Annotated in this window: 23 protein-coding genes; 19 read left to right on the top strand and 4 right to left on the bottom strand. The window is 71.4% G+C overall.

All coding sequences use genetic code 11. The features are described 5' to 3' along the window. Window positions 1-146 precede the first annotated feature (146 nt). The 5 genes from ABZ725_RS02885 (at window position 147) to ABZ725_RS02905 (ending at window position 4,595) form a co-directional block, all read left to right on the top strand. Window positions 147-1,211, top strand: coding sequence for a sugar kinase (locus ABZ725_RS02885; protein ID WP_358801018.1), 1,065 nt, complete (start codon window positions 147-149; stop codon window positions 1,209-1,211). Next, window positions 1,208-1,969, top strand: coding sequence for an IclR family transcriptional regulator (locus ABZ725_RS02890; RefSeq protein WP_358801019.1), 762 nt, complete (start codon window positions 1,208-1,210; stop codon window positions 1,967-1,969). Before ABZ725_RS02885 ends, ABZ725_RS02890 begins: the two co-directional genes overlap by 4 nt. Then, window positions 1,966-2,376: a RidA family protein gene (locus ABZ725_RS02895; RefSeq protein WP_358801020.1), complete on the top strand. Its 411-nt coding sequence runs from the start codon at window positions 1,966-1,968 to the stop codon at window positions 2,374-2,376. Before ABZ725_RS02890 ends, ABZ725_RS02895 begins: the two co-directional genes overlap by 4 nt. A 124-nt stretch (window positions 2,377-2,500) precedes the next feature. Then, a complete protein-coding gene (locus tag ABZ725_RS02900; RefSeq protein WP_358801021.1) occupies window positions 2,501-3,979 on the top strand; it encodes a gluconate:H+ symporter in 1,479 nt (492 codons plus the stop codon). A 64-nt stretch (window positions 3,980-4,043) separates the two neighbouring features. Beyond that, window positions 4,044-4,595, top strand: coding sequence for a hypothetical protein (locus ABZ725_RS02905; RefSeq protein WP_358801022.1), 552 nt, complete (start codon window positions 4,044-4,046; stop codon window positions 4,593-4,595). On the opposite strand, the gene ABZ725_RS02910 is transcribed toward ABZ725_RS02905, so the two are convergent. Beyond that, entirely contained in the window at window positions 4,592-5,971 is a 1,380-nt protein-coding gene (locus tag ABZ725_RS02910) for a M14 family metallopeptidase (RefSeq protein WP_358801023.1), read from the bottom strand. The two genes, ABZ725_RS02905 and ABZ725_RS02910, sit on opposite strands and share 4 nt — an antisense overlap. Window positions 5,972-6,259: 288 nt before the next feature. On the opposite strand from ABZ725_RS02910, the gene ABZ725_RS02915 reads away from it, so the two are divergent. The 5 genes from ABZ725_RS02915 to ABZ725_RS02935 all read left to right on the top strand — a co-directional run bounded on the left by ABZ725_RS02915 (window position 6,260) and on the right by ABZ725_RS02935 (window position 12,304). Further along, the gene (locus tag ABZ725_RS02915) at window positions 6,260-8,587 is read left to right on the top strand and encodes a LuxR C-terminal-related transcriptional regulator (protein ID WP_358801024.1); all 2,328 of its coding nucleotides are present in this window, start codon (window positions 6,260-6,262) and stop codon (window positions 8,585-8,587) included. Between the two features lie 47 nt (window positions 8,588-8,634). Next, window positions 8,635-9,570: an MEDS domain-containing protein gene (locus tag ABZ725_RS02920; RefSeq protein WP_358801025.1), complete on the top strand. Its 936-nt coding sequence runs from the start codon at window positions 8,635-8,637 to the stop codon at window positions 9,568-9,570. Window positions 9,571-9,653: 83 nt separating this feature from the next. Next, the gene (locus tag ABZ725_RS02925) at window positions 9,654-10,160 is read left to right on the top strand and encodes an ATP-binding protein (protein ID WP_358801026.1); all 507 of its coding nucleotides are present in this window, start codon (window positions 9,654-9,656) and stop codon (window positions 10,158-10,160) included. A 77-nt stretch (window positions 10,161-10,237) separates the two neighbouring features. After that, window positions 10,238-11,587 carry an Nramp family divalent metal transporter gene (locus tag ABZ725_RS02930; protein ID WP_358801027.1) on the top strand — a complete coding sequence of 450 codons (1,350 nt, stop codon included), beginning with the start codon at window positions 10,238-10,240 and terminating at the stop codon, window positions 11,585-11,587. 132 nt (window positions 11,588-11,719) lie between these two features. Continuing rightward, window positions 11,720-12,304: an isochorismatase family protein gene (locus ABZ725_RS02935; protein WP_358801028.1), complete on the top strand. Its 585-nt coding sequence runs from the start codon at window positions 11,720-11,722 to the stop codon at window positions 12,302-12,304. A gap of 26 nt (window positions 12,305-12,330) precedes the next feature. Here the strand turns inward: ABZ725_RS02935 and ABZ725_RS02940 are convergent, their stop codons facing one another. Together ABZ725_RS02940 and ABZ725_RS02945 are read right to left on the bottom strand one after the other, a co-directional pair. Continuing rightward, the gene (locus tag ABZ725_RS02940) at window positions 12,331-13,593 is read right to left on the bottom strand and encodes a hypothetical protein (RefSeq protein ID WP_358801029.1); all 1,263 of its coding nucleotides are present in this window, start codon (window positions 13,591-13,593) and stop codon (window positions 12,331-12,333) included. 138 nt (window positions 13,594-13,731) lie between these two features. After that, window positions 13,732-14,241: a SigE family RNA polymerase sigma factor gene (locus ABZ725_RS02945; protein WP_358801030.1), complete on the bottom strand. Its 510-nt coding sequence runs from the start codon at window positions 14,239-14,241 to the stop codon at window positions 13,732-13,734. A gap of 131 nt (window positions 14,242-14,372) precedes the next feature. On the opposite strand from ABZ725_RS02945, the gene ABZ725_RS02950 reads away from it, so the two are divergent. Continuing rightward, a complete protein-coding gene (locus ABZ725_RS02950) occupies window positions 14,373-14,759 on the top strand; it encodes a hypothetical protein (protein ID WP_358801031.1) in 387 nt (128 codons plus the stop codon). Window positions 14,760-14,792: 33 nt separating this feature from the next. Here the strand turns inward: ABZ725_RS02950 and ABZ725_RS02955 are convergent, their stop codons facing one another. Then, window positions 14,793-16,505 carry a glycoside hydrolase family 18 protein gene (locus ABZ725_RS02955; protein WP_358801032.1) on the bottom strand — a complete coding sequence of 571 codons (1,713 nt, stop codon included), beginning with the start codon at window positions 16,503-16,505 and terminating at the stop codon, window positions 14,793-14,795. Window positions 16,506-16,745: 240 nt separating this feature from the next. On the opposite strand from ABZ725_RS02955, the gene ABZ725_RS02960 reads away from it, so the two are divergent. The 8 genes from ABZ725_RS02960 (at window position 16,746) to ABZ725_RS02995 (ending at window position 23,669) form a co-directional block, all read left to right on the top strand. Then, on the top strand, window positions 16,746-17,633 hold the full coding sequence (locus ABZ725_RS02960) for a hypothetical protein (protein ID WP_358801033.1): 888 nt from the start codon (window positions 16,746-16,748) through the stop codon (window positions 17,631-17,633). A gap of 73 nt (window positions 17,634-17,706) precedes the next feature. Further along, on the top strand, window positions 17,707-18,414 hold the full coding sequence (cpaB, locus tag ABZ725_RS02965; protein ID WP_358801034.1) for a Flp pilus assembly protein CpaB: 708 nt from the start codon (window positions 17,707-17,709) through the stop codon (window positions 18,412-18,414). A 13-nt stretch (window positions 18,415-18,427) separates the two neighbouring features. Beyond that, a complete protein-coding gene (locus ABZ725_RS02970) occupies window positions 18,428-19,684 on the top strand; it encodes an AAA family ATPase (protein WP_358801035.1) in 1,257 nt (418 codons plus the stop codon). A gap of 4 nt (window positions 19,685-19,688) precedes the next feature. Continuing rightward, entirely contained in the window at window positions 19,689-20,072 is a 384-nt protein-coding gene (locus tag ABZ725_RS02975) for a TadE family protein (RefSeq protein WP_358801036.1), read from the top strand. Between the two features lies 1 nt (window position 20,073). Beyond that, the gene (locus ABZ725_RS02980) at window positions 20,074-20,454 is read left to right on the top strand and encodes a TadE/TadG family type IV pilus assembly protein (RefSeq protein ID WP_358801037.1); all 381 of its coding nucleotides are present in this window, start codon (window positions 20,074-20,076) and stop codon (window positions 20,452-20,454) included. Between the two features lie 14 nt (window positions 20,455-20,468). Next, window positions 20,469-21,806: a CpaF family protein gene (locus tag ABZ725_RS02985; protein WP_358801038.1), complete on the top strand. Its 1,338-nt coding sequence runs from the start codon at window positions 20,469-20,471 to the stop codon at window positions 21,804-21,806. Between the two features lie 5 nt (window positions 21,807-21,811). Next, the gene (locus ABZ725_RS02990) at window positions 21,812-22,756 is read left to right on the top strand and encodes a type II secretion system F family protein (protein WP_358801365.1); all 945 of its coding nucleotides are present in this window, start codon (window positions 21,812-21,814) and stop codon (window positions 22,754-22,756) included. Between the two features lie 25 nt (window positions 22,757-22,781). Further along, a complete protein-coding gene (locus tag ABZ725_RS02995; protein ID WP_351910020.1) occupies window positions 22,782-23,669 on the top strand; it encodes a DUF5936 domain-containing protein in 888 nt (295 codons plus the stop codon). Window positions 23,670-23,706: the final 37 nt, after the last annotated feature.

The raw sequence follows: 23,706 nt of genomic DNA on the forward strand, positions 1-23,706 counted from the left end.
TATCTGCAACGACCATTGCGTATGTCGCTTACTGCTGTCTAACATCTCGGCCAACGCCGGGTCAACGAAAGCCTCCCCCAGCCTTCGGCCGGGGGGACCCCCATCTCGCTTCGCTCGCCCGCACCGACACAGGAGCCACGACGATCGTGACCGCCACCGGACCCAGCGCCGCCCCCGACGCACACGACGTCGTGGACGTCGTCGCGCTCGGCGAGTCCATGGTCACCTTCCTGCCCACCCGGCCGGGCCGCCTCGCCGATGTGCCGTCCTTCGACCGGGCCATCGGCGGCGCGGAGTCCAACGTGGCCTGCGCGCTGGCGGCCGCCGGACACCCGGTGCGCTGGGTCGGCCGGGTCGGCGCGGACGGCTTCGGCGACCACCTCGTCGAGGCCGTCGGCTCCTACGGCGTCGACGTCGCCTCCGTACGGCGCGATCCCGCCCGCCCGACCGGCGTCTACTTCCGCACCGCCGGCGACCGGGCCACCGACGCGCACGAGGTCGCCTACTACCGGGCCGGGTCCGCGGCCTCCGCGATGTCCGTCGACACCGTCGACCTCGACGCCGTCCGCGCCGGCCGCGTGCTGCACCTGACCGGCATCACGGCCGCCCTCTCCGACGACTGCCTGGGCCTGCTGCGGGAACTGACGGCCCGCCGGCCCGGACGCCCGCTGATCTCCTTCGACGTCAACCACCGCCCCGGGCTCTGGCGCAGCGCCGACGGCCCGCGCGTGCTGCTGGAACTCGCCCGCGCCGCGGACCTCGTCTTCGTCGGGGAGGACGAGGCGGAGGAGGCATGGGGGATCACCGGCGGCCCGACAGAGATCAGACAGGCCCTGCCGGAACCACGCGTGCTGGTGGTGAAGCAGGGAGCCCGGGGGGCGACGGCCTTCGAGGACGACGGCGCCGCGCAGCCGACGGTCACCTTCGTGTCCGCGCCGATCGTGCAGGTCAGCGCCGCGGTCGGGGCCGGGGACGCCTTCGCCGCCGGGTTTCTCTCCGCGACCCTGCGGGGGCTCTCGGCGCGGGAGCGGCTGCGACACGGGCACCTCATGGCCGCCGCCGCCCTCACCGCCCCCGGCGACCTCGCCGTACCCCCGACGCGCGAGCACGCGGACCGGCTGGCCGACCTCGACGACCGGTCGTGGGAGACACTTCGACTCGGCCCCGGCTGGACCAAGGTCGCGGCCCCGGAGGAGGTACGCACCCCATGAGTCAGACCGTCGACCGCGCCCTGAGCATCCTGCCGCTGCTCGCCGAAGGCCCCGCCGACCTGGGACAGGTCGCCGACCGCCTCGGCGTGCACAAATCGACGGCCCTGCGGCTGCTGCGCACCCTGCACGAACACGGCCTCGTCTACCGCCAGTCCGACCAGCGCTACCGCCTCGGCGCGCGCCTCTTCGCCCTCGCCCAGGAGGCGATGGAGAACCTCGACATCCGCGAGATCGCCCACCCCCACCTCGTCCGACTGAACGAGACCTGCGGGCACACCGTCCACCTCGCCGTGTACGAGGAGGGCGAGGTCCTCTACATCGACAAGGTGGAGAGCCGCTACCCGGTGCGCATGTACTCGCGGATCGGCAAGCCCGTCGCCATCACGGTCGCCGCCGTCGCCAAACTGCTCCTCGCCGACCTGCCCGAGCCCGAGCGGCGCGCGGTCGCCGAGAAGCTGGACTACCCCCTCTACACGGCCCGCTCCACCCCCAACGCCACCGCCTTCGTACGGGAGTTGGAGAAGGTACGCGAACAGGGCTGGGCCACCGACCTCGGCGGCCACGAGGAGTCCATCAACTGTGTCGCCGCGCCGATCAGGGGCTCCGACGGCCGGGTCGTCGCCGCGATGTCCGTCTCCGCGCCGAACGTCGTCGTCACCGCCGACGAGCTCCTCACCCTGCTTCCGCTGGTCCGCCGCGCGGCGGACGCCATCAGCGGGGAGTACTCCGGAAGAACGCCAGCGAAGGACACCCAGTGACCGAGAAGACCGCCCTCACCCCCAAGACCCACACCACCCCGCCCGCGAAGTTCTCGCACGGCGTGCGCAAGGGCAACATCCTGCAGGTCGCGGGCCAGGTCGGCTTCCTGCCCGCCGAGGAGGGCAAGCCCCCCACGCCCGCCGGACCCACCCTGCGCGAGCAGACCCTGCAGACCCTCGCCAACGTCAAGGCGATCCTCGAGGAGGGCGGCGCGAGCTGGGACGACGCGATGATGATCCGCGTCTATCTGACGGATACGGCCCACTTCCCCGAGCTGAACGAGATCTACGACCGGTATTTCGTGGAACAGGGCCTCACCGCGCCGCCGGCCGCCCGCACGACGGTCTACGTCGGCCTCCCCGCCGGGCTCCTCATCGAGATCGACGCACTCGCCGTCCTCGGCTGACACCGCTCCACCGCTCCACAGATCCCAGATTCCCGCACGTCGTAACGGCACGGCACCCCACAGGGGTGCCGTGCCGCGCTCCCCCCTGCCCGAAAGCTCCATGCCCCTACGCAGAGGACCCCCCATGTCCCTTCCGCTCGCCGCCTCCGCCCCGGCCGAGACCCCACCTCACACCGGAGGCCTGCTGCTCCTCGTCGACGGCACCGCAGGCCTTCTGACGGTCGCCGCGCTCGGCATCGCCCTGCTCCTCTTCCTGATCATCAAGGTCAGGCTCCAGCCCTTCGTGGCCCTCCTGGCCGTCTCCATAACCGTCGGCCTGCTCGCGGGACTCTCGGTCACCGAACTCTTCGGCACGGTCCAGCGCTCGGACGCCGTGTCCACCATCGAGTCCGGGATGGGCGGCATCCTGGGCCATGTCGCGATCATCATCGGCCTGGGCACCATGCTCGGGGCGATCCTCGAAGTCAGCGGCGGGGCCGAGGTGTTGGCGTCCCGGCTGCTCGGCCTGTTCGGGGAGAAGCGGGAGCCCCTCGCCATGGGCCTCACCGGCCTGATCTTCGGCATCCCGGTCTTCTTCGACGTCGGCATCTTCGTCCTCGCGCCGATCGTGTACGCGGCGGCCAAGCGCTCCGGCAGGTCGATCCTGCTGTACTGCCTTCCGCTGCTCGCCGGCCTGTCGATGACCCACGCGTTCCTGCCCCCGCACCCGGGCCCGGTGGCCGCGGCCGGTCTGCTGCACGTGGACCTCGGCTGGGTCATCCTGATGGGCGTCGTCTGCGGCATCCCGGCCGTCCTGGCCGCGTGGGCGTTCTCCGCCCGGGTCGGCGAGCGCCTCTTCGTCGCCGTGCCGCAGGACATGGTGGAGGCCGCCGCGGAGGCCAGGCTCGCGGTGGTCGACGAGCAGCGCGAGCAGGGCGTGGAGCCGCGGGAGGACCCGGTGCCGCTGGGCACGGTCCTCGGCATCATCGGCACCCCGCTCGTCCTGATACTCGCCGCGACCTTCTCCTCGATCGCCCTCGACCCCTCCACGGGCCGCTCGGTCGTCGAGTTCTTCGGTCACCCCTTCGTGGCCCTCACGATCGCCCTGTTCCTGGCGTACTACCTGCTGGGCATCCGGCGCGGCTGGTCCCGCAAGTCCCTGGAGACGGTGTCCACGTCCTCGCTGAAGCCGGTCGGCAACATTCTGCTGGTGGTCGGCGCGGGCGGGATCTTCGGCGCGGTCCTGAAGGCGAGCGGGGTGGCGCAGGCGCTTTCGGACACCTTCAACGACGTCGGCCTCCCGGTGATCGTGCTCTCCTATCTGATCTCGGTGGTCCTGCGGGTCGCCCAGGGCTCGGCGACGGTCGCGATCGTGACGACGGCGGGCATCGTGGCGCCGCTGCTCGCGGAGGGCGACCACTCGCAGGCCTTCGTCGCCCTGGTCATCATGGCCATCTCGGCGGGCTCGATCTTCGCCTCGCACGTCAACGACGGCGGCTTCTGGATGGTGGCCAAGTACTTCGGGATCAGCGAGCGCGACACCCTCAAGACGTGGACCGTGCTGGAGACGGTGCTGTCGGTGGTCGGGTTCGTGATGGCGGCCGGATTGAGCCTCTTCGTGTAGGTCTCCGGTAACGAAGTAGGGGCTGGCTGTGTCCGGCACAGGATCTTCGACCATACTGCCCGCTGTGGAGCAGCGCATAGGTTCGAGCAGCCAGCCCCTGGAGGGCGCCGGATTCGACCCGGCATTCATCCCCGGGCTCACGTCGCCCGTGACCGCGGAGCCGGAGGACGCGAAGCCGGCCGAGGACGAAGAGGGGGAGCCGACGACACAGGAGACTCCCGCCGCGGAGACCTCCACCGAGAAGACGGAGTCGGCCGACGACTCCGCCGACGACTCGGAAGAGGAACTGTCGTCCGAGGGCCCCGTCTTCGAGGCCTCCGACCGCCGGGCGCGGATCGCCGCCGACGCCAAGGGCGTCCGGCTCCGCCTCGACGAGGAGGAGTGCGAGTTCCGTTGGGACGAGATCGGCGCGATCGAGACGGAGTCACCGCGCTTCGGCAAGCGGTTCACCATCACGGTGCACACCCCTGACCGCCGCTGGTACCCGATCGAGATCGAGGCGACGGCCAGGGCCCGCTTCAGCGAGTGGGAGAAGCAGTTGGACGACGTCCTCGACGCCTACTTCGAAGAAGGCGACGCCGAGGACGACGACGTCGAGGTCAAGGACGCCGACTAGCTGCAGTACTGGGTCGCCTTACCGATGGACCGGTACATGCAGTCCGCGTTTTCGAGAAGCTGCAACACAGCATCCCTGTTACGGGACGTCTCCCGCTCGATGACCTCGTCGGGCGGGTAGAACCCACCTCCCGCGCTGGAGGACGGGTACATCTCGAAGGTGTACGAGAAGATCTTCTGGGTGCCCCAGAGATAGTCGTCGATCGACCCGTCGGTGATGTACAGGTCACTGGCCTGCTCGGCGGTGTACCCGTTGCTCGCGGCCATCTTCTGCCCGACGGCCTTGAACGCGGCGTTGTCGTCCACGGTCATCCCGGTCGCCGTGTCGGCGGTGGTGTAGCCGAACGGCCACAGCACGAGCTGGCTGTAGGTGTGGAAGTCGATGCCGGCGGTGATCTGCTGCTTCCCGCCGACGATCCGGCTGCGCACGAAGTCCGCGACCACCTTCACCTCGGGCGCGGACTCGGCGGAGGTGCCCCGGTAGGTCTCGGAGGACGTGGACCCCGAGGAGCCGCCGCAGCAGCCGAACTTGTAGTTCCAGTTCCGGTTGAGGTCCGTGCCGACGTAGGAGGAACCGGAGTTGGGCTGCCGGTTCTTGCGCCACGAGCGGTAGGAGCCGGTGGCGACGTCGTACTCGCCGCCGTCCGGGTTGAGGTCGGGGACGATCCAGATCTCGCGGCCGTTGACCATGTTGGTGACCCGGGAGTCGGAGCCGTAGCCGGCGCCCAGCTCGCGGATCAGGTACAGGGCCATCTCCACGGTGAGGTGCTCGCGGGCGTGCTGGTGGTGGGTGAACAGCACCTCCGGCTCGGCCTCGTCGCTGGCCACGTTGTCGCTGATCTTGATGGCCACGATGTCCCGGCCCTGGTACGACGTGCCGATGACCCGCTTGCTCATGATGCCGGGGTAGGCGGCGATGCGCTGGTCGATCTCCGCCGTCATCTCGGCGTAGTTGTGGTACTTCGAGTCGGCGGACGGGAAGTCGAAGAGCCGTACCTCGTCCTCGGCGACCCGGTCCGGCGCCGAGCCCAGCAGGGAGACCTCGTACCCCTGCGAGCGCAGCTTCTTGATCTGCTCCGCGCGGCCGGAGACCACGACGGTCTCCTCGTCGGCCTCGTCGATGCTCACGCCGGACGCGGCGATCGCGGTGCGCAGCTGCGGGGTGCTGTGGGCGATGTGGATCTCGTACTGGCGGATGTCGTCGGCGGAGGGCGCCGCCTTCGGGGCGCTGCCCGCCGCCGCGTCGGTGACCGTCGCCGAGACCGGCGCCGCGAGGGCGAGGGCCAGCAGGGCGGCGAGGACTGCGGTCCGTCTGCCGCTGCGGCCGCCGGTGGCGCCGGGACTGCCTGAGCCTGAGCCGCGAATGCGAAGTCGCATGAACGCTCCTGGTGGGGAGTCGGGTTGTGGGGGGCTGTGCGCTTGCTGTGTGCGGCGGTACGGGTGCCGCTCATCGTCGGGGTATGGCATGAGCAGGTCAAGAGACGACAAAGCGTCGAGGTGGCTGGAATCGTGCGGAATCGGCGCCCGACCGGCCGCGCAGTGTAGTCGCGGCGGCGCCTCCCGAAGCGATCCCACGCGAAGTGCACCCACGCGTGTGAGGCGAGTGTGCATATATGTACGCCTCGGGGAAGGCTGGGGATTCGCGACGACGACCAAGGACTGTTCATGGGCGGATCAGCGCCGCGCCGGGACGGCCACCTGCCGGTGGAGTCGACCAGCTTCGTCGACCGAAGGAGCGAACTGACAGCGGGCCGTGAGCTGTTGGCCAGGGCCCGACTGGTCACCCTGACCGGCCCCGGCGGCGTCGGCAAGACCCGGCTGGCCGGCCGGATCGCGGCCCGCGTGGAACGGGCCTTCCCCGACGGCGTCCGCTTCGTGCCCCTCTCCGGCCTGCACGACCCGACCCTGGTCCCCCTCGCCGTGGCCGACGCGCTCGACCTGCACGACCACTCGGAACGCCCCGCGCTGGACGCGCTGGTGGAGCAGCTGACGGACCGCCGGGTGCTCCTGGTCCTGGACAACTGCGAACACCTGCTCGCCTCCTGTGCCACGCTGGTCGGCGCCCTCCTGCGGGGCACGACCGGAGTCCGCGTCCTCGCCACCAGCCGCCACCGCCTCGGCCTGACCGAGGAACACCTGATGGACGTACGCCCGCTGCCGGTCCCGGACCCGGACGGCGACCTCACCGCCGCCGACGGCTACCCGGCCCTCGCCCTCTTCGCCGACCGGGCGGCCGCGGTGGCCCCCGGCTTCCGCCTCACCGCGGCCAACCGCGCCTCGGTCGCCCGCCTCTGCCGACGGCTGGACGGCCTCCCCCTCGCCATCGAACTCGCCGCGGTCCGCATGCGCGTCCTGGACCTCCCCCAGCTCCTGACCCGCCTGGACGACCGCTACCGCCTCCTCACCACCGGCAGCCCCACCGTCCCGCCACGTCACCAGACCCTGCGCGCGGCCATCGACTGGAGCTACGAACTCTGCGACGCACAGGAACAGCTGACCTGGTCCCGGCTGTCCGTCCTCCCCGGCACCTTCGACCTGGAGACGGCCGAGGCGGTGTGCGCGGGGGAGAGCGTCCTGGAAGCCGGCGACGTCCTGGACGCCGTGGCCGGCCTGCTCGACAAGTCCGTCCTGTGCCGGGAGACCGGCCCGACGGGCGGCGCACGGTACCGCCTCCTCGACACCCTCCGGCAGTACGGCCTGGAGCGCCTGCGGGAGCGCCCCGGCGAGGAGCACCGGGCCCAGGTCCGCCACCGCGACCGGATACAGCGGCAGGCCGCCACCGCCGAGCGCGACTGGTTCGGCCCCGCGCAGCCGGACATCGTCGCCTGCCTCCGCGCCGACCGGGACAACCTGCGCAGCGCCCTCGACTTCAGCCTCACCACCCCCGGCGAGTCCCACGCGGGCCTGCGGCTCGCCGGCACCCTCTGGTTCCACTGGCACGCCTGCGGAGCCCCCCGGGAGGGCCGCTACTGGCTGGACCGGGCCCTGGAGGCCAACCCCGACCCCACCCCCGAACGCGCCAGAGCCCTATGGGTCGCGGGCCTCCTCGCCGGCTGCCCGGAAGACCTCACCCGGGGCCGCCGCCGCGCGCAGCAGGCCCGCGAACTGGCCGAGACCCTCGGCGACCAGGCGGAAGCGGCCCACGCCGACTACGTCGTGGGCGTCATCCGGCTCTTCAGCGACGACCTCACCGGCGCCCTCGACCACTTCCGCGCCGGCGTCGCCCGCGGCCGGGTCCCCGGCCAGCACCTCAGCCTCGTCGGCCTGGACCGGGTCGAACTGGCCTGCGCCCTCGCCTACCTGGGCCGCGCCGACGAGGCCATCGAGGTCTGCGAGGCGACCCGGCGGCTGTGCGCCGAGCACGGGGAGCGATGGGTGCTGTCGTACGTGGAGCGCATCCTCGCCCTGGCCCACAGCGTGCGCGGCGACTGGGAGCGGGCCCAGCGGCACGGCAGGGAGGCGATACGCCTCAAGCACGCGGTCCACGACGTCCTGGGCATGGGCCTCACCCTCGACCTGTTGGCCCGGATCGCGACGGCCCGCGGCGCCCACGAACACGCGGCGGTCCTCCTCGGCGGCGCCGACCGTGCCTGGGCGGACGTCGACCGCGACCGGTGGGGCTCCGCCTGTCTGAACTCCACCCGGCGCGGCAGCGAGGAGCGCGTCCGGGCGGCGATCGGACGCGCCGCGTTCCGCCGGGCGTACGAACACGGGGCCGCCCTCACGCTCACGGACGTGGTCGCCCTCGAACTGGAGGAGAAGCCGCCCGCGTCGGCCCCCGTCGAGGAACCGCCCACCGCCCCGGGCGTCCGGCTCACCCGCCGTGAGGCACAGGTCGCCGAACTCGTCGCCGAAGGGCTCGCCAACCAGCAGATCGCCGACCGGCTGGTGATCGCCCGCCGCACCGCCGAAGGGCACGTCGAACGCATCCTCAGCAAGCTCGGCTTCAGCAACCGCAGCCAGATCGCCTCCTGGGTGACCGCCCAACGCTGACACCCAGGCGAGTTGCATCCACCCGACCGCTCGACCGATGGGGACCCATGACCGCTCAGCCCGCCACCGCCCCGGGGACGTTCGACCACCGCATGTCCGTCTCCGCCACGGACGAGGGGTTCGTCGCCGCCGCGCTCCCCTTCCTCGCCGAGGGCCTGGCCGCCGCCGAGGAGCCCCCGCCCGTCGCCATCGTCGCCCCCGACAAGCTGGACCTCCTGCGCGACGCCCTCGGCGCGGACGCGAAGCACGTCGGTCTCGTCCCGCACACCGACTGGTACACCGGCTCGGCCGCCAACGCCATCGCCCGGGCGGCCGGCCACCTCGCCGCGCACGCCGGTCCCGGCGGCCGGGTCCACCTCCTCATGGAGCCCGTGTGGAACGGCAGGGCCGGCCGCTCCCCGCGGGAGAGCGCCGAGTGGATCCGCTACGAGGCCCTCGCCAACCTCCTCTTCGCACCGACGGCGACCACCGCGATGTGCGTCTACGACACCCGTACGGCAGGCTCCGTCGTCATCGAGGCGGCCCGTCGCGCCCACCCCGACACCGGCGTCTACGCGGACCCCCTGCGCGTGGCGGCGGAGCTGGACGCCGTGCCGCTGCCCCCGACGCCCGCCGACGCCCGGCGGCTCGCCGACCCCGCCCCGGACGCCGTCCGCTCCTGGGCGGTCGGCCGTGGACTGGGCGCGGCGGACGCGGAGTTGTTCGCCACGGCCGTCGCGGAGGCGGCCTCCCTCGGACCGGTCACCGGGGCCCTGTTGTGGGGCGAGGCGCCCGGCTGCGTCTGCGAACTGCTCCTCGCCCGCCGACTCGACGACCCCCTGGCCGGTTTCGTCCCGCCGCCGACGCTGGAGCCGGCGCCCGGCCAGGGCCTGTGGTTCGCCCGCCAGGTGTGCGCGTACGTCGACGTCCGGGACGCCTACGCGGGCGCGGACGGCCGGGTCGACGCCGGCGTAGGCACGACCGTACGACTGCAGTACGCGTAGACGTGGCCGGGGCCTCTCGACGGGTACGGAATCGGGTAGTCCTCCCCGTACGTGGACGGCCCGGGGGAGGACATCCTGAACCCATGCTGCGACTTTCCGGGGGAAGCGGCCCCCTCCCGGACCCCCGCCCCCAGTACGCCGCCTACCCCCAACCGCCGATAGGGGCAGGCCATTGGAGCGTCGAGTACGAGCCCCGGCCCTCCGCCGTCCGCGAGGCCCGCGCGCAGGTGCGCAGGCAGTTGGAGGGCTGGGGGCTGGCGGACCGTGCGGAGTTGGTGGACACGGCCGAGCTGCTCGTCAGCGAACTGGCCACCAACGCCCTGCTGCACTGCGCGAGCAGCTTCCGCCTCACGCTGAACGCCGCGCACGGCGTCCTGCGCTGCGAGGTGACCGACTCCGGCCGCCGCGTCCCGCAGGTGCTGCAGGCGGGCGGTGCGGAGAGCGGCCGGGGGATGTTCCTGGTGAACGCGCTCGCCCGGCGCTGGAGCTGCCACCAGGACGGGGCGGGCAAGACGGTCTGGTTCGAACTCGGCACCTGCGGGGGCGACGGCTGCGAGCGGCGCGAGGCGTTCGACCGGCGGGTGGTTTGAGGGGAGCGTGATCACATCGGGTGGAGATCGCGCACGCCCCCTTGCCGGACCGGCGTCTTTGGGCTTTCTTGACCTTCATGGCGGACACCACGGGAAACCCCACGGACTCCGAGGCTCCATCCGACATCGACCACTCCTCCCACAACTCCTCCCACAACCCCTCCCCGCGCAAGGCGAGTTGGAAGTACATCGGCCCCGGCATCGTCGTCGCCGCGACCGGCGTCGGCGCCGGCGACCTCGTCGCCACCCTGATCGCGGGCAGCAACTTCGGCTACACCCTCCTCTGGGCGGCGGTCGTCGGCTGCCTGGTCAAGATCTCCCTCGCCGAGGCGGCCGGCCGCTGGCACCTCTCCACCGGCCGCACCCTCTTCGACGGCTGGGCGAGCCTCGGCCGCTGGACGACGTGGTTCTTCGTCGTCTACGTGGTCGTCTGGGGCTTCGTCTACGGCGCGGCGGCGATGTCGTCGAGCGCCCTGCCGCTCCAGGCGCTGTTCCCGGACGTGATGGACCTCGAGGCGTGGGCGGTCGCCTGCGGACTGGTGGGCCTGGTGTTCGTCTGGTTCAACAAGTACGCCGTCTTCGAGAAGGTCATGACCGTCCTGGTGGGCGTCATGTTCGTGGTGACGGTGTACCTGGCGATCCGGGTCACCCCGAACCTGGGCGACGCCTTCGCGGGCCTGCTGCCGGTCCTGCCGGACGAGAAGGACTCCGTCCTCAACACCCTCGGCCTGATCGGCGGCGTCGGCGGCACCATCACGCTCGCCGCGTACGGCTACTGGGTCAACGCCAAGGGCTGGACGAACACCGGCTGGATGAAGGTCATGCGGCTCGACAACCGGGTCGCGTACATCACCACCGGCATCTTCGTCGTCGCCATGCTCTTCGTCGGCGCGGAGCTGCTGCACTCCGCGAACGTGGCGATCGCGAGCGGCGACAAGGGGCTCATCCAGCTCAGCGACATCCTGGCGGCGGAGTACGGCACGGCGACGGCCAAGTTCTTCCTCATCGGCTTCTTCGCCACCTCCTTCACCTCGCTGATCGGCGTCTGGCACGGCGTGAGCCTGATGTTCGCCGACTTCGTGGCCCGGTTCCGCGGCCAGGGCGGCGCGAGCGGGAAGGAGGTCGCCTCCGGCGAGCGGGAGCGCTCCTGGCCCTTCCGGGCGTACCTGCTCTGGCTGACGTTCCCGCCGATCGTGCTGCTCTTCCAGGGCGAGCCGTTCCGTCTGATCATCCTGTACGGCGTGCTGGGCGCGGCCTTTCTGCCGTTCCTGGCGGGAACGCTGCTGTGGCTGCTCAACTCCTCCCGCACGCCGCGCGAGTGGCGCAACGGGCTGCTCAGCAACGCGATGCTGGTGCTGGCGGGGCTGCTGTTCCTGGTGCTGTGCGTGAAGCAGATCTCGGACCAGCCGTGGTCGGAGTTCTTCTGACGCGTCCTCCGATGACGCACCCTCCGAGCGCCCCGACCAGACTGCTTGAGAAACTCAAGCTTGATTAAGTCAAGCTTGAGTTCGGCAAGCATCTCTCCTAGGCTGCTGATCCCCTAGGAGAGGTGCCAGGCCGTGGCCGTGACCGTGCTGGACGACAAGACCGCGCTCGTGCTGATCGACCTTCAGGCCGGCACACTCGCCGCCCCCACCAAGCCCTACCCGGCGGCGGACGTGGTGGCCCGGGCCGCCGAGCTCGCCGACGCCTTCCGCGCCGCCGGCGCCCCCGTCGTCCTGGTCCGGATGGTGACCTCGCCCGACGGCGCCGACGCGGTGCCCGGCCGCAGCGAGGCGGCCCGACTGGCCGGCGGTCGCTCCCGCGCCTACGACCTGGGCCCGATCGCCGAACCGCTCACCGGCCACGACGAGGACATCCTGGTGGCCAAGCGGAACTGGGGCGCCTTCCACGGCACCGACCTCGACATCCGGCTGCGCCGCCGGGGCGTCACCCAGATCGTCCTGGGCGGCATCGCGACCAGCCTCGGCGTCGAGTCCACCGCCCGCGCCGCCCACGAGCACGGCTACCACGTCACGTTCGCGACCGACGCGATGACCGACATCAGCGAGGACGCGCACCGGCACAGCGTGTCGTACCTCTTCCCGCTGATCGGCGAGCCGGGCACGACGAAGGAGATCCTCGCGCTGCTGGCCGACCGCTGACGGACGGGCCCCCGGCCGCCGACCCGTCAGCCGCCGAGCACGTCCCAGTGCGAGCTGAGCGCGATCTTCCGCAACTGGGCCATGGTGAGGGCGGGTTCCGGGCGGGTCGCGGCCGTCGTCTGGCTGCCCGCGTTGAACGCGCTGATCACCACCCGCCTGCCGTCCTTGCGCATCGTGTCCACGGTCCACATCACGACGCCCTCGCCGCCCTTCTCGCCCGGCCCCTGACTCGTCGCGACACGGGTGCCGTCGGGGAGGGTCTCGGCGGAGCCGTACAACTGGTCGGCGACGTCGGACATGTTCAGCTGGAGGTTGACCTGGACATAGCTCTTCCCCTTGCCGTCGTCCACGACGGCGTACACGAACCCCTCCTGGCCGCCGCTGACGCCGATCGTCAGGTTGTCGGGGAGGGTCGTGCGCAGGACGGAGAGCATCCGCTGGACCTGGACGGCCGGGTCGGCCTGGGACGACGACGAGGTGGCCGGGTTCGGCTTCACGTCCTTCTCGGGGATGGCGGCGATGATCCGGCGCCAGTCGTCGGCCGCGGCGAGCGTCTTCAACTGCGCGACGCTCAACGGCGGTTCGGGACGGCTGACCGGCTCGCCCTTCTCCGCCGGGGCGTTCCACTCCAGGACGCTCACATGCTGCCCGGCCGGGGTGACCAGGTCCGCGCCCCACGCCTTGGTGTCCTCACGGCGGTCGGGATACTCGTAGCCCTGGTAGACGGTGAGCGCGGACCCGTCGGGCAGCAGCTCGGTCGTACAGCTGTCGAGGCCCGAGTCCGGACTGTCCGGGCAGGGCATCACCTGGCCGGACGGATTGACCTCGCTTCCGTCCGGGGGGATCTGCTCCAGCCCCACCGAGATGGCCGCGTCGCCCTTGCCGTCGTCGAACACGCCCGAGGCGAGCGGCGGCAGCTCCCCGTCCGTGCCGCGCGCCTCCGTCCTGGTGAACTTCCCCTCGGGGAGCAGCTTCTGGAGCGTGCGGACGACGTCGTCGGCGGAGAACGCCGGCTGCGCGATGTCGCTGCTGCCGGTCGCGGCGGCGGAGGACGGCTTCGAGGCGCCGTCGGCGCCCCACGGCACCAGCAGCGCCCCGCCCACCCCCACGAGGGCGAGGCCCGCCGCGCTCCCCGCGACCGCGGCCCTGCGCCGCAGTCGCAGCCGGTGGCCCCGGGCCTGACCGGCGGCCGCGAGCTCGGCGCCCGGGTTGCCGAAGGTGCCGCCGGTCTCGTGCAGGGCGGCGGAGAGCTGCTCCTCGAAGGGATCGCTGTGCTGGTCGACGGGCATGGTGAACCACCGTTTCCGCAAGATGGGTCGAAGTGATGGGGGGCGAAGGCGAGGGGAACCGGAAGCCGAACCGGAAGTCGAACCGGAAGTCGAACGGGAAGCCGAACGGGAAGCCGAACCGGAAGTCGAACGGGACGCTCAGGGACGGGCGTACTCGCCGATGTCCTCGCCCAGCAGTTCCCGCAGCCGTCCGAGGGCTCGTGTACACCGCGTCCGCACGGCCGCCGAGCTCGCGTTCATCGCGCCGGCGGTCTCCTCGATCGAGCGGTCCTCCCAGTACCGCAGGACCACGACGGCCCGGTCCTTGGCGGGCAGCCGCCCGAGGGCCTGCAGCAGCGTCATTCTCAACGGCGTGTCGGTGCCGCCGCCGTCGGCCATGTCCGGGAACGTGTCGACGGCCCGCTCGCGGCTGCTGCGCCGGCGCTGGTGGGCGAGGAAGGTGCGGGTGAGGACGGTCTGCGCGTATCCGGCCGGGTTCTCGACCCGGGACACCCGGCCCCAGCGGACGTACAGTCTGCCGAGCGTCTCCTGGACCAGATCCTCGGCGAGATGCGTGTCCCCGGCGGTGAGCAGACACGCCGACCGGTAGAGGTGCCCGGTACGGGCCGCCGCGAACTCGGCGTACTCGTCCGCGCGGACCTGCCTCATGAGTGTTCCCCCTGCGTCGGTAGCCGTGCTGTCCTCACCTCATTAATGCGGTGGGGCACGCGGAATGTTTCAGGGGAGGCTTCCAGGGGACCGAAAGCAGCCGCACAGGGGCCGCCGGGTAGGTTGCGGCTGTGACAGACCAGCCGCCGACCCCGCCGACCCCGCCGACCCCGCCGATCCCGCCGGGCTTCGGACCGCCTCCGTCCCCGTACGCCCCGCAGGCGGGCCCGCCGCAGCCCGGCCCGGAGTTCCTGGCGGTCGACAAGCACAACTCGGTCGTCGTCGACGCGTCGGGCGTCGCCTTCGAGATGTACGACATCACCGTCGACTTCCCCTGGCCCGAGATCCGCAGCGTGCACTACAAGGCCGCCCCCAACGGCAAGGCCCTCATGGTCGCCGTGGTGCACGTGGACGGCAGGGTCTACGAGTGCGTGGTCACGGCGAAGCCACGAGAGCGCTTGCAGGGTTGGTTCGCACAGCTGGCGTGGGTGCTGGGGTACTACCGGCCGGCGGGGTAGGAGGCGGAGGCGGTGGACTTCAGGGCGGTGCCGCTACGGCAGCCCGTGCACATGCGGGCCGACGGCGTTGGACCAGGCGTTGCCCGCCGCCGCGTCCCAGTTGGTCGACCAGGTCATCGCGCCCCGCAGGTCGGGGTAGGTCTTCGACGGTTTGAAGGAGCCGCAGCCGGTGCCCTTCGTCAGACAGTCCAGGGCGTTGTCGACCACCGTCGGCGACACATACCCGCTGCCCGCGCCGCTGGGTGAGGCCGGCAGGCCCAGGCCCACCTGGGACGGGGCGAGGCCGCCCTGCAGCTGGATGCAGGCGAGCGCGGTCAGGAAGTCCACCGAGCCCTGGCTGTAGACCTTGCCGTCGCAGCCCAGCATCGAACCGCTGTTGTAGTACTGCATGTTGACGACCGTGAGGATGTCCTTCACGTTCAGCGCGGTCTGGAAGTAGGAGTTCGAGGTCGACTGCATGTCGATCGTCTGCGGGGCCATGGTGAGGACCAGCCCCGAACCCGCCTTCCCCGAGAGCGACCTCAACGCCTGCGACATATAGGTCGCGTTGAGCCCGTTCTCCAGGTCGATGTCGACGCCGTCGAAGCCGTACGTCTGCATCAGCGTGTACACCGAGTTCGCGAAGTTCGCCGCGGAGGCGGAGTCGTTGATCGACACCGTGCCGTTCTGGCCGCCCACCGAGACGATGACCTTCTTGCCGGCCGTCTGCTTCGCCCTGATGTCCGCCTTGAACTGGTCGACGGTGTAGCCGCCCAGGCCGGCCGAGTCCAGGTTGAAGGTCACGGCGCCCGGCGTAGTCGTCGCGTCCGCGAAGGCCACGGCGATGATGTCGTACTGGGAGGGGACGTCCGAGATCCGCTGGACCGTCGCGCCGTTGTTGAAGTTCTGCCAGTACCCCGTCACCGCGTGCTTCGGCAGGGCGGGACCGGTCGGGGCGGCCGTCGTCGTGGCCGTCACCGTCGTCGACTTCACCGACTCGCCGGCCGCGTTCGTCGCCGTGACCTGGAAGCTGTACGAGGTCGACGCGGCGAGCCCGGTCACGGTCGCCGAGGCGCCGGTCACGGCGGTGACCTTCGTGCCGCCTCGGTAGACGGAGTAGCCGGTCGCGCCGGACACCGCGTTCCAGGCGAGGGAGACGGACGACGACGTCGTGCCGGACACGGACAGGCCGCTCGGCGCGCTGGGCACCGTCGGGGCCGGGTCGCCGCCTCCGCCGCCGTCGGGTCCGTAGACGGAGACGTCGTCGGCGTAGTACGCCGCCTGGCCGTACCAGCCGTGGGTGTAGACCGTCACCGAGGTCGTCGAGGCGCCGGTGGTGAAGGTCGTCGACAGTTGTTTCCAGGTCGACGAGTCGGGGGTCCAGGTCGAGACGTCCGTCGTGCCCGTGCCGGTCACGCCCAGGTAGGTGTAGCCGCCCTGGACCCAGGCGCTCAGCGTGTAGGTGGAACCCGGTTTCACCGCCACCGTCTGGGCGCACCTGGCGTTGTCCTGCCCGGCCGGCGTCGCCTTCAGCGCGGCCGCGCCGCCGTGCACAGGGGAGGAGACGGTGGTGCCGCTGCCCGCCGAACAGCTCCAGTTGGTCAGGCCGGACTCGAAGCCGGCGTTCTTCGCGTTGTTCAGGTCCGCGGCGGACGCCTGAGCCGCGCCCGTCAGGGACAGGGCGAGGGCGGCGACGATCGCGCCCGCGGCTCCCGACCGGAGTCGTGTCACTCGTGTCACTCGTGGCTTTCGTTTAAGTGGGGACATGACAACAAAGTGGTCCAGACCAATCCTGGTTGTCAAGGGGTCCGTTTGTGGAGGGTCGGTGTGCGTAACCTGCCCCGTTTTGCTGTGAGTTGCGCGAAGAACAGTTGCTTACCAGCTACGGAAAGCTGTTCTCCGGCCACAGGGGCGTGGATACAGTGCTGAGGTAGTCACGCAATGAAGTCACCCCGGTCCACCGGAGTAACGCCGGCGGACCGGACCGCGGGAATCGGGGAGCTGCGCGTGCCAACAGCCATTGCCGTGACCGGAGCAGACCTCGCGCTGCCGCCGCAGGACGAACGCACCCTGCCCGCCGCCGTCCTCGCCGACCTCGACCGTCAGCCGCTGGACCGGTCCCTCGCCGCCGTCCAGACGCTCCTCGACCAGTACGGGCACCTGATCGTCCTGTACTCGCGCGCCGCGCCCACCGCCGTGGAACAGCGACTGCACACCATCCGCTCCCTCCTGGAGAGCGACCGCATCGCGCTGTTCCGCCCCGACCTGCCGCCGCTCGGAGTCGCCGTCCTCGCCCGCCAGCTGCGTCAGCTGGCCTCCTGCGACCTCGGGCCCGGCGTCCTCGCCTCCGCGGGCCGGCTGCTCACCCACTACATCCACGCGGGCGCGCTCCTCGGCTCGGTCGCACGCCTCGACCGCGTTCCCGTCGTCGGCCTGAAGTCGCATGCCCGGTCGTGGGTCCCGGGCGCCCAGTTCGGCGTGCTCGCCCACCCGCAGCCGCAGCTGGTCAGGGCGACCCCCGAAACCGTGCTGCCCGGACCGGAGTTCGGCACCTGGCTGCTCGTCGCCCGCGGACAGCTCCAGTCCGACTGGGTGACCGACGCCCTCGCCCCCGCCTGGAAGGTCCAGGGACTGCGCGAGACGACGCTGCCCGCCGAGTCCGCCGACTGGTGGGGCACCGGCAAGGCGATCGAGTTCTGCGCCTACCTGCCCGACCTCTCGGTCCTCTACCAACTGGTCGCCTCGGTCCGGCAGAGCGTCTGTCACTGGTGCGGCATCGACGTCATCGGCGACCGCTGCGTCTTCTGCTCCGCCACCCCGCCGCCCGCCTCCGAGCTCACCGCCCGATCCGCCCGATCCGCCCCATCCACCCGCGCGCTCACCGCGGGCGGCTGAACCGCCTCAAGCACCCAGTCCCAGACCCCCGTTCCGTCCGCTCGACCCGACCCCCGACGAGGTTGTACGGCTAATGAACTCCCGTCAGCGCCGCGGCGTGATTCTCCTGCTCCTGTCGGTGGTGTGCGCCCTCGGCGCGTTCGCCGGCGTCCTCTCCGTCATCGACGACGTGAAGTCCAAGGTCGGCCCCGAGGTCACCGCGTACGAGCTGCGCTCCGACGTGGCGCCCTACACCACCCTGAGCGCGGGCCAGTTCAAGAAGATCGAGATGCCGAAGCGCTGGCTGTCCGAGAACGCCGTCACCGACCTCGCCGCCATCAGCGGCAAGATCGCCGTGACGACGCTCAAGAAGGGCTCCCTGCTGCAGAGCGACATGATCGTCGACCAGCCCGCGCTCCAGCCGGGCCAGCAGGAGGTCGCCATCATGATCGACGCGGCCACCGGCGTCGCCGGCAAGATCAGCCCGGGTTCGTCCGTCAACGTCTACGCCACGTTCGAGGGCGCCCGCGACTCCGACCCCGACCAGTCGAAGATCATCGTGACGAACGCCCGGGTCCTCGACGTCGGCGAGCTCACCCCCCTCGAACCGGACGCGAACAACCGCAGCCAGTCGATCACCGACGCCGTCCCCATCACCTTCGCGCTGTCCACTCTCGACGCCCAGCGCATCACGTACGCGGAGTCGTTCGCCAAGCGCGTCCGCCTCGCCCTCGTCGCACCCGGCGGCGACACACCGGTCCCCGACCAGGACCGTACGTACGAACTCGCCACGGACAAGTGAGAGGCCGCCGCCCATGCCCACGAGGATCCTCCCGGCCGTCGGCGACGCGGACGCGGTCCGTTCCCTCACCACCCTGCTCAGCCAGCTCCCGGACGCCGAACCGGTCGCCCCGGTCTCCGACTCCACCCAGCTCGTGGACACCCTCGCCCGGCTCGCCGCCGAGTCCGTCGACGAACTCCCCGAGGTCGTCGTCGTCCACGAACGCATCGGCCCCGTACCGGCGTTGGAGCTCGTCCGCGAGGTCGCCCTGCGCTTCCCCGCGGTCGGCGTCATCCTCGTCACCACCGACGTCGGCCCCGGCCTCTTCGCCGCCGCCATGGACTCCGGCGCCCGCGGCCTGGTCACCCTGCCGCTGAGCTACGAGGACCTCGCCAACAGAGTCCAGGCCGTCGCCCAGTGGTCGGTCGGCGTCCGACGCCATCTCGGCCACGGCGGCGACGTGTTCACCGGCGTAGGCGGCACGGTCGTCACCGTCAGCGGCGCGAAGGGAGGCGTGGGCGCGACCCTCACCGCCGTCCAACTCGCCCTGGCCGCCCAGGCCTCCGGCCGCTCCACCGCCCTCGTCGACCTCGACCTCCAGGCCGGCGACATCGCCTCCTACCTGGACGTCCAGTTCCGCCGCTCGGTAGTCGACCTCGCCGCCATCGCCGACCTCTCGCCCCGGATCCTCGCCGAGGCCGTCTTCCGCCACGACACCGGCGTGGCCCTGCTGCTCGCCCCCGGCGAGGGCGAACGCGGCGAGGAGGTCACCGACCGCGCCGCCCGCCAGATCCTCACCGCCCTGCGCTCCCGCTACGAGGTCGTCGTCGTCGACTGCGGCGCCCAGCTGAGCGGCGCCGGCGCGGCCGCCGTCGAACTCGCCGACCGCGCGCTGCTCGTCACCACCCCCGACGTGGTCGCCGTCCGCGGCGCCAAACGCACCGTCCGCATGTGGGACCGGCTCCAGATCCGCAAGGCCGAGGAGACGACCGTCGTCGTCAACCGGCACACCCGCGGCACCGAGATCCAGCCCCCGCTCATCCAGAAGATCACCGGCACGGCCATCGCCGCGACCACGGTCCCCGCCAACTTCCGGGAACTCCAGGCCGCCGTGGACGCCGGCCGTGTCCACGCCCTCGACGGCAAGGGCGCCGTCCGCCAGGCCCTGTGGGCGCTCGCGGCGGAGCTGGAGCTCGTCAAGGCCCCGGAGACCGCGCTGGTGCGCCGGGGCGGCAGCCGGGCGCGCGCCGCGGACCGGAGCCCGGTCGGGTTCCGGCGGCGGAAGGAGTGACGCCATGAGGAGACCGTGGGGGCGCGACCGGGGCCAGGTCACCATCGAGTTCCTCGGCATGACGCCGCTGATCATCGTGACCCTGGTGGTGGTGTGGCAGTTCGTCCTTGTGGGGTACACGTTCACGCTCGCGGGGAATGCTGCCGACGAGGCGGTGCGGGCCGGCACGGCGGCGCACCCGGGGGAGCGGCAGGCCGCATGCCAACAGGCGGGCCTGGACAAGCTGGGGAGCGCGTGGAAGGGGAACGCCGAGGTGAACTGCGGCGGCAGCGGCTATGTCACGGCCGACGTCACCCTCCGGGTCCCCGTCCTCTTCCCGGGGCTGATCGACTTCCCGTTCCCGGTGCACGGCCATGCCGGCGCCGTCGAGGAAGAGGACGGCGACTGAGATGGCGGCGACTGAGATGGCGGTCGGACGCCGGGCATGGCGCGGACGCTCCCGCGACCGGGGCCAGGTGGCCCTGGAGTACCTGGGTTTCCTCCCCCTGCTGCTGCTGGTCGCGCTGGCCGCCGTCCAGCTCGGCCTGATCGCGTACGCGGCGCAGCAGGCGGGCACGGCGGCCCGGACGGGCGCGCGCAGCGCGTCGCTGCGCGAGGACTACGCCGCGGACTGCGCGAACGCGGTCAGCAGCTGGCTGGACGCGGGCTGCACCCCCGCGTATCTGGGCGACGAGGTCAAGGTCACCTCCACCGTCACCATCCCGTCCGTCATTCCCGGCATCGACTTCGGCACGGCCAGCAAGACGGCCGTCATGCCGGTGGACCACTGAAAGGCGGCGCAGCCATGAGTCTGCGGGCACGCATCACCTCCCCCGAGGAGAACGGCGGCCGGGGCGAGGACGGCCATCTGGTCTCCTCCTACCGGACCAAGCTGCTGGAGGAGATCGACCTCGCCGAGATGAGCTCGCTGGCGGCGGCCGAGCGCCGGGCCCGGCTGGAACGGGTGCTGGGGCACATCATCAGCCGCGAGGGCCCGGTGCTGTCGACGACGGAACGCGCCCAGCTGATCCGCCGGGTCGTCGACGAGGCACTGGGCCTGGGCATCCTGGAGCCGCTGCTCGAAGACGCGTCGATCACCGAGATCATGGTGAACGGCCCCGACTCGATCTTCGTCGAGCGCAGCGGCCGGGTCGAGCAGCTCCCCATCCGCTTCGCGTCGAACGACCAGCTGATGCAGACGATCGAACGCATCGTCTCGACCGTCAACCGGCGCGTGGACGAGACCAACCCGATGGTCGACGCCCGCCTCCCGTCGGGCGAACGCGTCAACGTGATCATCCCCCCGCTCTCCCTCACCGGCCCCATCCTCACCATCCGCCGCTTCCCCCGCTCCTACACCCTGCACGAGCTGGTCGGCTTCGGCTCGCTCGACGAGCAGATGCTGTATCTGCTGGCGGGCCTGGTGCAGGCGAAGTTCAACGTGATCGTCTCCGGCGCGACCGGCACCGGCAAGACGACCCTGCTGAACGCGCTCTCCGGTCTGATCCCGGAGGGCGAACGCATCATCACCATCGAGGACTCGGCGGAACTCCAGCTCCAGCAGTCCCATGTGATCCGCCTCGAGTCCCGCCCCCCGAACGTGGAGGGCAACGGCCGCATCACCATCCGCGACCTGGTCCGCAACTCGCTGCGGATGCGCCCGGACCGGATCGTGGTCGGCGAGGTCCGCGGCGGCGAGTCGCTCGACATGCTCCAGGCGATGTCCACGGGCCACGACGGCTCCCTGGCCACCGTCCACGCCAACAGCGCCGAGGACGCCCTGATGCGCCTGCAGACCCTCGCCTCGATGTCCGACGTCGAGATCCCCTTCATCGCCCTCCACGACCAGATCAACAGCGCGGTGGACGTCGTCGTCCAGCTCACCCGGTTCGCCGACGGCGCCCGCCGCGTCACCGAGATAGCCCTGCTCGACAGCCACGGCGGAGAGCCGTACCGGCTGGCGACGATCGCCCGCTTCAACGCCCGCCCGATGGCCGCCGACGGCCGCATCCACGGCGACTTCGAGTACTTCCCCCTCCCGCGCCGCACCGCGGACCGCCTGTACATGGCGAGCCAGCCGATCCCGCAGGCGTTCGGGGTGGCGCGCGCGGCACATGAACTGACCACAAGGGAAGCCCGGTGACGCCGATGAACCTCGACACCCTCACCGCCCTGACCACCGGCGTGACCGTCCTGACCTGCACCCTGGCCGTCGCCGGTCTGCACGCCTACGCCAAGGGCCGCGCCCAGCGGGCCGAACTCGTCGAACGCCTCTCCTACACCGGCCGGCTCCCCGACACCGGCCGCCGACGCCGCTTCCGCGGCCTGGACCGCCGGCTGCGCGGCACCAAGTCGGGCCGCAACCTGGAACTGAGGCTCGTGGCGACGGGCCTGGACGTGACGCCCGGCGAGTTCCTCGTCTACATGCTGGCGACGGTGGCCGGCCTGTGGCTGATCGGCGACGCCGTCCTCGCCCCGTTCTTCGGGCCCATCGCCGGCCTCCTGGGCGTCTGGGCGGCCTGGCAGTTCCTCAACTGGCAGCGCCAGAAACGCATCGAGCGGTTCATCAACCAACTCCCCGAACTGGCCCGCATCCTGGCCAACGCCACCCACGCGGGCCTGGCGCTGCGCACCGCGATCGGCATGGCGGCGGAGGAGCTGGAGGCCCCGGCGGGCGAGGAACTGGCCAAGGTCGCCAACCAGTTGGCGGTCGGCCACTCCATGGACGACGCCCTGGGCGAACTCGCCGACCGCCTCCCCTCCCGCGAACTCGTCGTCCTCGTCACCACCCTGGTCCTCTCCAACCGGGCCGGCGGCCAGGTCGTCGGGGCCCTGCGGAACCTGACGGAGACGCTGGAGGAACGCAAGGAGACCCGGCGCGAGGTGCGCACACAGCTGTCGCAGGTGAATCTGACCTCCTATGCGGTGCCCGGGCTGGGGGTCGGGGCGTTGTTCCTCATGAACAGCGTCGAGGGCGGCACGCTGGACCGTATGACGGGCTCGCCCGTCGGCCAGGCCTGCGTGATCATCGCGTTCGGCCTCTACGCGGTCGGCTTCGTCCTCATCCGCCGTATGTCCCGTATCGACGTCTGAGCAATCCGGGAAGGAGAGGGACGGGATGGAGTACCTGCTCGCACTGGCCGTGGGGCTCAGCGTCTGGGGCATGTTCGCCGGCATCCGCATGTACCGGGCCGACGTGAAACTGCCCAGCGACCTCCAACTGGCGCTGGAGGTCGGCTCGACCCGCACCGGCGCGGTCGGCTCGGTCGTCGACCGGATGGGCATGCGGTACGCACCCGCCGTCCTGCGCCTGATGGGCCCCAAACAGGTCACCCGGTACCGCCGCCGGATCGACCTCGCGGGCAACCCGGGCGGCCTGACGATCGACCGCTACGCCGCCCGGCGCGCCGTCTACGGCGCGATCGGCGCCTTCGGCGCGCTGGCCGCCGTGCTTCAGGGCAGCTACTTCATCGCCCTTCTCATGCTCGCCTTCGGCCTGTTCTGGTCCGAGGTCGGCATCTGGTCCGCGATCCGGATCCGCAAGGACGCCATCGAACGGACCCTGCCGGACTTCCTCGACGTCCTCGCCGTGGTCGTCAGCGCGGGCCTCGGCTTCCGGCAGGCCCTCGACCGGGTCGCCACCAAGTACGAGGGCCCGTGGGCGGACGAGATCCGCATCACGCTCCGCCAGATGGACCTCGGCGTGAGCCGCCGCGAGGCCTTCCAGGAACTGCGCCGCCGCAACGACTCCGAGCAGGTCGCCATGTTCGTCACCGCGCTCCAGCAGGGCGAGGAGCTGGGCGCGCCGATCGTCGACACGCTCGTCGCGATCGCCAAGGACATGCGCCGCACGGACGCGCAGAACGCCCGCCGCAAGGCGGCCCGAGCGGTCCCCAAGGCCACGCTGATGATCACGACGTTCATGGTCCCGGCGACGATGCTCCTCCTCGGCGCGGGGATGCTGCTCGGCTCCGGTACGGACTTCAGCTCGATCACGGGCGAGTAGGCAGGCGGGCGAGCGGGATGACGGCCATGACGACGGC

The organism is Streptomyces sp. NPDC006872 (assembly GCF_040635845.1).
Classification (GTDB): domain Bacteria; phylum Actinomycetota; class Actinomycetes; order Streptomycetales; family Streptomycetaceae; genus Streptomyces.

Coding starts and splice junctions, on each gene's coding strand:
- ABZ725_RS02925 (WP_358801026.1), top strand. CDS start 9,654: ATGCTGCGACTTTCCGGGGGAAGCGGCCCCCTCCCGGACCCCCGCCCC.
- ABZ725_RS02975 (WP_358801036.1), top strand. CDS start 19,689: ATGAGGAGACCGTGGGGGCGCGACCGGGGCCAGGTCACCATCGAGTTC.
- ABZ725_RS02940 (WP_358801029.1), bottom strand. CDS start 13,593: ATGCCCGTCGACCAGCACAGCGATCCCTTCGAGGAGCAGCTCTCCGCC.
- ABZ725_RS02985 (WP_358801038.1), top strand. CDS start 20,469: ATGAGTCTGCGGGCACGCATCACCTCCCCCGAGGAGAACGGCGGCCGG.
- ABZ725_RS02890 (WP_358801019.1), top strand. CDS start 1,208: ATGAGTCAGACCGTCGACCGCGCCCTGAGCATCCTGCCGCTGCTCGCC.
- ABZ725_RS02900 (WP_358801021.1), top strand. CDS start 2,501: ATGTCCCTTCCGCTCGCCGCCTCCGCCCCGGCCGAGACCCCACCTCAC.
- ABZ725_RS02970 (WP_358801035.1), top strand. CDS start 18,428: ATGCCCACGAGGATCCTCCCGGCCGTCGGCGACGCGGACGCGGTCCGT.
- cpaB (WP_358801034.1), top strand. CDS start 17,707: ATGAACTCCCGTCAGCGCCGCGGCGTGATTCTCCTGCTCCTGTCGGTG.
- ABZ725_RS02915 (WP_358801024.1), top strand. CDS start 6,260: ATGGGCGGATCAGCGCCGCGCCGGGACGGCCACCTGCCGGTGGAGTCG.
- ABZ725_RS02955 (WP_358801032.1), bottom strand. CDS start 16,505: ATGTCCCCACTTAAACGAAAGCCACGAGTGACACGAGTGACACGACTC.
- ABZ725_RS02980 (WP_358801037.1), top strand. CDS start 20,074: ATGGCGGCGACTGAGATGGCGGTCGGACGCCGGGCATGGCGCGGACGC.
- ABZ725_RS02930 (WP_358801027.1), top strand. CDS start 10,238: ATGGCGGACACCACGGGAAACCCCACGGACTCCGAGGCTCCATCCGAC.
- ABZ725_RS02910 (WP_358801023.1), bottom strand. CDS start 5,971: ATGCGACTTCGCATTCGCGGCTCAGGCTCAGGCAGTCCCGGCGCCACC.
- ABZ725_RS02920 (WP_358801025.1), top strand. CDS start 8,635: ATGACCGCTCAGCCCGCCACCGCCCCGGGGACGTTCGACCACCGCATG.
- ABZ725_RS02990 (WP_358801365.1), top strand. CDS start 21,812: ATGAACCTCGACACCCTCACCGCCCTGACCACCGGCGTGACCGTCCTG.
- ABZ725_RS02945 (WP_358801030.1), bottom strand. CDS start 14,241: ATGAGGCAGGTCCGCGCGGACGAGTACGCCGAGTTCGCGGCGGCCCGT.
- ABZ725_RS02995 (WP_351910020.1), top strand. CDS start 22,782: ATGGAGTACCTGCTCGCACTGGCCGTGGGGCTCAGCGTCTGGGGCATG.